The 6,648-nt window shown below is 50.5% G+C and carries 6 protein-coding genes and 1 pseudogene; 5 read left to right on the forward strand and 2 right to left on the reverse strand.

The window, feature by feature from the left end; all coding sequences use genetic code 11:
- Positions 1-170, reverse strand: a pseudogene (locus AQR02_RS33265) (cytochrome aa3 quinol oxidase subunit II); the annotation flags it as partial.
- A 549-nt stretch (positions 171-719) separates the two neighbouring features.
- Here AQR02_RS33265 and AQR02_RS00640 point away from each other — a divergent pair.
- Positions 720-1,850, forward strand: a complete 1,131-nt coding sequence (locus AQR02_RS00640; RefSeq protein ID WP_245237561.1) for a polysaccharide deacetylase family protein — start codon at positions 720-722, stop codon at positions 1,848-1,850.
- Positions 1,851-1,970: 120 nt separating this feature from the next.
- On the opposite strand, the gene AQR02_RS00645 is transcribed toward AQR02_RS00640, so the two are convergent.
- Positions 1,971-2,588: a TetR/AcrR family transcriptional regulator gene (locus AQR02_RS00645; RefSeq protein WP_054938942.1), complete on the reverse strand. Its 618-nt coding sequence runs from the start codon at positions 2,586-2,588 to the stop codon at positions 1,971-1,973.
- A 165-nt stretch (positions 2,589-2,753) separates the two neighbouring features.
- On the opposite strand from AQR02_RS00645, the gene AQR02_RS00650 reads away from it, so the two are divergent.
- From AQR02_RS00650 to AQR02_RS33270, 4 genes are all read left to right on the forward strand, one after another.
- Entirely contained in the window at positions 2,754-4,382 is a 1,629-nt protein-coding gene (locus AQR02_RS00650) for an MFS transporter (RefSeq protein ID WP_245237562.1), read from the forward strand.
- A 134-nt stretch (positions 4,383-4,516) separates the two neighbouring features.
- The gene (gene aguA / locus AQR02_RS00655; protein WP_054938943.1) at positions 4,517-5,641 is read left to right on the forward strand and encodes an agmatine deiminase; all 1,125 of its coding nucleotides are present in this window, start codon (positions 4,517-4,519) and stop codon (positions 5,639-5,641) included.
- Positions 5,642-5,777: 136 nt separating this feature from the next.
- Positions 5,778-6,164, forward strand: coding sequence for a GntR family transcriptional regulator (locus AQR02_RS00660; protein ID WP_054938944.1), 387 nt, complete (start codon positions 5,778-5,780; stop codon positions 6,162-6,164).
- On the forward strand, positions 6,157-6,648 hold a 492-nt coding region (locus tag AQR02_RS33270), incomplete at its 3' end, for an ABC transporter ATP-binding protein (RefSeq protein WP_245237006.1). The genes AQR02_RS00660 and AQR02_RS33270, both read left to right, overlap by 8 nt.

Here is a 6,648-nt window from a genome sequence, read left to right on the forward strand (position 1 = left end):
TATTTCACCAGGACGAAGATATATAAGATGTAGACAACTGCGAGGACACCGGCCATCACCAGAATGGAGAGGATGATCGTGTCAGATAAGGTTCGGGCAGCCGGCCCCTTCGGGTTCAGTACGGAAAGCGAACTGCATCCCGGCAGAATAAAGAGCAGGCTTAGAAACAAAGCGTATAACGGTTCCCTTTTTTTTCATATAGAACTCCTTCCTTCAATACTTCTTTTCATTAGCCGTTCGATGGCTGGCAAAGCTTAACCTGTATCTATAGTAAGAATTACTTACCCTAATTGCAAAATACATATTTTAACATAATATCTATTATCGACCTTAATAATGGCGATAAAGTTAAATATCTGTGATCAATTTGTTACAAGTGCGGTTAGGTATGACAAAGATCACTGTAGTAACGGGCTTTAAGCTGATTTTAAGGTAGTTCAAAATTTGTTCAAACATTCACAAATGTTGCTAATTTCGTCACAATTATAATGTGTAAAAAGGATGCTGTTTAACCGCTTTTTTTGTTGATGCGACAGCATTCGACGAAATATAAGGGATCAATGCCTTTTTGTATGAGAAGGTCTTGCTATGTCTTATGTCACAGCCCGAAATAGTAACAATAATTTATGGATGGGGTTACAATCTCTCAAATTACGTTATATCTATGTATGATAGAGTTAGAGGTAAATATACATAGATTGGAGATTCTGCTTGTGCCTATGAAAAAAGTAGTGGCTTTATTGATGTCATTATTCTTATGTTTTGGGATTCTGCAAACCACAGCTAAGGCTGCGGGGGCAGATTCACTCTTGAAGCTGGGTGTCAACGATACCTTGACTGAAATCGAAGCTGTATCCGTGAAGGATACCTATTATGTTCCACTACGTTCAATATCTGCAGAACTAAAATGGACCATTACCGGACTGCAGGAAGGAATTGCAGTTGCAGCCGGAGATCATTCGGTACGGCTGCTCAACAATGACGGGGGACTTCAGCTTCCGGACGGAACCGTTGCTGCTATGAGCACCTTCCTGAAGGACGGCAAGCTGATGGTGCCTCTGCGGATCAGCACCTACCTCGGGTATAGGTTAACCTTTCAGCCGGATAAATATTTACTGCGGGTACGGGATGCTGCCGCGCTGCTGAGCGACGAGGATTTCATTGTTCAATATAAAGACAAGCTGAAACCGCAGGCTGCCAGCGGAACTGCAGCTTCGGGAACGTCAGAGGCCAAGGGCCGGACCCTGTATCTTACATTTGATGACGGGCCGTCGGCAACGACCTCTGAGCTGCTGGTTATACTGGATGAATATGATGCGAAGGCGACTTTCTTTATGCTTGGGCTGAACATGAACCGTTATCCTTCCCAGGTGAAACAAATTGTGAAGGCGGGCTACGGGCTTGGCCTGCACGGAATGACTCACCGCAAGGAGAAATTTTATGCATCTCCGGCCGCCGCACTGGCGGAGATGGCGGGAGACAATGCGGTGCTGAAGAAAATCAGCGGAGCAGAAACGACACTGATCCGGCCGCCATACGGAAGCAAGCCCTATTTCACCCAAGCCTTCAGGGACAAAGTATTGACTCAGGGTTATCATTTATGGGACTGGAATGTCGACTCCGAAGACTGGAAGTACAAGGAAGACAGCGGCAAAATCTATGCTTCGGTCATGAGTCAGGTGCATAAACTGCAGAAATCGAAGACGGATCCGGTCATACTTATGCATGATCAGAAGGCGACGCTTAAAGTGCTGCCGCGGCTTTTGGAGACCTTCAAGAAGGAAGGATACAGCTTTGCGATTATCACTAAGGAGCTTAAACCGCTGAATTTCTGGAAGGATGAGCGTTGAGCGGGAGAAGTAAAACAGCTGCCGGCAGAAGTGATTCTGCCGGCAGCTGTTTTTTTGCGGAGAACAGTTAATACCTTTACGGCTATCCCATAATAGAACAATCTCAAGTTAATCTATATATCAGCCATACAGATACTTAACGAGCATATTGACGAGCTCTGTCTTCAGCCGTTCAGGAGAAACCCGGTGCGGAGAGAAGGCGATTACATCCACAATGGCGCTTACGGACTCGAATACAAGGATGGCTGCCGCTTCCAGGTCGGTAACCTTCAGCTCATCCATCCCCATCTGGAGATACTGCAGCGTTCTGACGCGGCCCACTTCATACTGTGCGTCCATCTGCCGCTTAATATCGTCATCGCTGTGATACATGATCGACAGCTCTTTGTGGAAACCGGTATAGACCTCATGTGACAACAGGAGGCTGTCCACGAGATGTGTGAGCAGGGTGTGTTTGTCCATATTGTGGAAATTAATTTCGGCCATGGAAGCATCAATCCGTTCCAGTAAAACCTCGCTATACCCCGTTAGCACTTCCATAAATACAGCCCGCTTATCAATGAAGTAAGAATAAAAACTGCCTGTAGATACTCCTGCCGCGGCGGCAATTTGCTTGGTATTGGTCTGGTGGTAGCCCTTCTCTGAAAAAAGCTTCATAGCGGCTTGAATGATCGCCTGCTTGGTTCTGATGCTGCGGTCCTGCTGCGGTGTTCTGATCTTATCTTCCGTATCACTCATGTGTTAAGGTCCCCCTTATATACCCGATTGTAGAGGAGTGCATTTTTACTGTCAACAAAAGATGAACTAAAGTTCAATTTTCTCATTGACAAACATGAACTATAGTTCATATAATCTCAAATATGAACTATAGTTCAGATTATAAAGGGAGTGATGAGGTTGAGTATGCGTGTGCGGCGGATTTTTTCTTTTACTGCAATTGTCCTCGGTTTCTTTATGGCACTGCTGGATACTACGATTATTAATATCGCCTTGCCGGAGATGACACGTCATTTCGGGGGAACCGTGTCGCGGATTTCCTGGATAATGAACGGTTACAATCTGGCGTTTGCCGTGTTTATTCTGACGGCGTCACGGCTGGCTGACCAATTCGGGCGCAAGAGGGTATTTTTGATCGGTGTTTTGCTGTTCACGGTTACTTCATTGCTTGCTGGTCTGGCTCCCTCACTAGGAGCTCTGATCATGCTTCGTGTTCTCCAGGGTTTGGCGGGGGCAATTATTGTTCCTGTTACAATCCCGCTGACCACGACCACTTTCCCCAAAGAAATGCATGGTCTGATTATCGGCATCTGGGGAGCTGTCTCGGGGGTTGCTGCAGCGAGCGGTCCGGCGCTTGGCGGCATAATCACCCAGCAGCTCAACTGGCAGTGGATCTTTTTTGTCAATGTGCCGCTTGGGGTGCTAAGCATTGTGCTCACAGCGCTGTTCATCAAGGAATCCCGTGATGATTCTGCGGGCAGGTCGGTCGATGTTGGCGGTACGCTGGGAATCACCGGAGCGATGTTCTTCATTACCTATGCGTTAATCAAAGTTCAAGATTATGGATGGAATTCCCGGGTAATTCTGCTGCTGCTGGTATTGGGCGTAGTGTTCCTAATCTTCTTTTTCTTCTCGCAACGGAAAGGAAGGGAGCCGATGCTGCCGCTCTCACTGCTGCGTATTCGCACCTTTAACGGTGCGTCACTGACCATGATTATAGTCGGGGCGGCACTGATGAATATCTCGCTACTGACCAGCTTTTTCCTGACCAGGATGATGGGAATGACGGAGCTGAAGGCGGGTCTTGTTCTTTCAATGATTGCAGTGGGCTCTATTGTCAGCTCGGCGATATCCGGGCCGCTCTCTGCTAAATACGGGAGTCACCTGTTCGCTGCGGGGGGAGTGCTCATAATGGCTGGTGCCGCCTATTCCTTAAGCGGACTCCAGGCGGATTCGGCGCTGGCCGATGTATTAGTCCGCTTAGTCGCCATGGGAGTGGGAACTGGCCTCACGATGGCACCCGTGATGTCTTCCGCAGTCCGTAACGTTCCTGAAGAAAAGGTGGGAATTGCTTCGGGCGTCACGAATATGAGCAAGGCGCTGGGCAGTGTAATTGGCGTAGCGATTATCGTTACAGTGTTGCAACAGCAAACGGACACTAATCTGCACACAGCCGGGAGCCGTGCGGTACAAGCGGTGCAGGAAGATCTGGTGCTGCAGCCGTTTATTAAACCAGTGCTGATTGCCGCCGTTACCTCGCTCGGGCAAGGAGAACAAGGCGCAGACGGGAAGGCAGACGGCGATGAGGTGTTCACGGACGTGATGGCGAAGACCAAGCTTGCCGCTGCCAAGCTGAGTCCTGGGGAGCAGCAGGCATTTGCGGCGGACAGCGGGAATCAGTTCCGCGAAGCCGGGCAGCTGCTGTCACAAGCTGCATCAGGTTTGCAGGGGGCGGCTTGTTCATGCCTTCAGCCGGACGTTTGTTTTTGCAAGTCTGCTGATGCTTCCCGGGATTCTCTTTGCGCTGCTGAGTGACAAGCGCCCGAAAAGGCAGAAAGAGACCGTGCTTGAGGCAGAAAGCTCTGGTATTTGAGCCATATACACCAGTAGCAGCAGCCTGTTTATCCGCATAGAATTCTATTAGGATTCTATAGCCGGGGTGAATAGTGATGCCACACACAATAGGAAGATCGCCGCGAGAAGACGGTTATCGTATGCCGGGTGAATATGAGCCTCATGCCGGCACCTGGATGCTCTGGCCTACCCGCACCGACACCTGGAGGCTGGGGGCTAAGCCGGCACAGGATGCTTTTGTAGCAGTAGCAGCGGCAATTGCCGCATTTGAGCCGGTGACGATAGGCGTTGTCTCCGGCCAGTTTGAGCATGTACGCTCCCGGATGCCGGAGTCCGTCCGGGTCGTTGAGATTTCTTCCAACGATGCCTGGATGCGGGATATCGGCCCGACCTTTGTCGTGAACCGGGAGGGCGGCGTAAGGGGAATTGACTGGGGTTTTAACGCTTGGGGCGGACTAAACGGAGGACTGTATTTTCCGTGGGATCAGGACCTGTTGGTGAAACAAAAAGTGCTGGAGATCGAGCGTCTGGACCGCTATGATCTTCAGCATTTTATTTTGGAGGGCGGATCGGTTCATGTGGACGGGGAAGGTACGCTTATCACTACGGAGCAGTGTGTGCTTCACAAGAACCGCAACCCGCAGCTGACGAAGGCGCAGATCGAAGCTGTGCTGCGTAATTCCCTGAATATCGACCAAATTATCTGGCTCCCGCGCGGCATGCTTCATGATGAAACGGATGGGCATATCGATGAGGTTGCGGCGTTTGTGAGACCCGGCGTGGTTGTCATGAGCTGGACGGACAACCGGCGGGATCCGCAGTATGAGGTGCTGAATGAGGCCTATAAACTCTTGAGCCGGGCAACGGATGCACAGGGACGCAGGCTTGAAATCCATAAGCTGCACCTCCCGCAGCCTCTGGCAATTACCGGTGAGGAAGCAGGCCGGATTGACCGGGCCAGTCATAGCTACAGCCGCAGAGCGGGAACACTTTTAGCCGCCAGCTATGTGAATTTCTATATCTGCAACGGGGGAGTGATTATGCCCGGCTTCGGGGACCGTAAGGATGCAGAGGCTTATGTAATACTAAGCAGATTGTTTCAGGAGCGGAAGGTCGTGCAGATCAATACAAGGGAAATCGCCCTCGGCGGCGGCAATATTCACTGCATTACCCAGCAGCAGCCCAAAGGACAGCGGATTAAATATAACCTGGCCCGATAAAAGGCTACCAAAACGGCTCTCCGGCAAAGAGGGAAAGCCGTTTCTTTATGTTGACAATAGCATCTGACTGTACTAATAATAGTAGTACAGTTAATACACCTGAGAAAACTGCTATGCAATGGAAAGGAGGATGCTTATGTTCGAACTGGACGTTCGCAGCCGCAAGCCGATTTACGAGCAGCTGACGGGTAAGATCAAAGAGATGATTATGCATGGGATTCTCCGGGTGGATGAACAGCTTCCGTCGGTAAGGACGTTATCTTCACAGCTCACAGTCAATCCGAATACGATTCAGAAGGCTTACCGGGAGCTGGAGCGTGAAGAGTATATCTATTCTCTGCCGGGCAAGGGAAGCTTCGTGGCTCCGCTGCGGCAGGAACGCAGTGAGAGCAAACGGGCGGAACTGCGCGGCGAGCTGCTGCGGCTGATGGCGGAGGCCGTATATCTTGGATTCACCGAAAATGAGATCAGCACATTGTACCATCAGGTTCTGGAGCAGAGAGAGGGGGAGAAGCATGATTGAGATCCGCGGAGTAAGCAAGATTTTTCAAGGGGAAAAGGCCGTTGACGGCATCTCGCTGACTGTACATAAAGGGGCAATCTATGGATTGCTCGGTTCGAACGGTGCAGGTAAAACTACACTGCTAAAGACGCTTGCCGGTATTTACAGGCCCGAACAAGGAACAGTTACGATCGGAGGCAAACCGGTGTTTGAGGCGCCGGAAGTGAAGCAGCGGATTATTTTCATGCCGGACAGCCCGTATTTTTTCCCGCAGGCGTCGATCCGGAGCATGGCTGCCTTTTACCGGTCGGTCTATCCGTCATGGAGCGAGGAGCGTTTCAAGGAACTGGCTGCCGGTTTTCGGCTGGATCAGGGCCGGAAGCTCAGCAGATTCTCTAAAGGAATGCAGCGGCAGGCTGCTTTTTGGCTTGCACTTAGCTGTGCGCCGGAGGTGCTGATTATGGATGAGCCGATTGACGGGCTTGATCCGGTGATGCGGCGGCAG

The organism is Paenibacillus ihuae (assembly GCF_001368795.1).
Taxonomy (GTDB): Bacteria; Bacillota; Bacilli; order Paenibacillales; family Paenibacillaceae; genus Paenibacillus_AQ; species Paenibacillus_AQ ihuae.

Coding starts and splice junctions, on each gene's coding strand:
- AQR02_RS00640 (WP_245237561.1), top strand. CDS start 720: ATGAAAAAAGTAGTGGCTTTATTGATGTCATTATTCTTATGTTTTGGG.
- aguA (WP_054938943.1), top strand. CDS start 4,517: ATGCCACACACAATAGGAAGATCGCCGCGAGAAGACGGTTATCGTATG.
- AQR02_RS00660 (WP_054938944.1), top strand. CDS start 5,778: ATGTTCGAACTGGACGTTCGCAGCCGCAAGCCGATTTACGAGCAGCTG.
- AQR02_RS00650 (WP_245237562.1), top strand. CDS start 2,754: ATGCGTGTGCGGCGGATTTTTTCTTTTACTGCAATTGTCCTCGGTTTC.
- AQR02_RS00645 (WP_054938942.1), bottom strand. CDS start 2,588: ATGAGTGATACGGAAGATAAGATCAGAACACCGCAGCAGGACCGCAGC.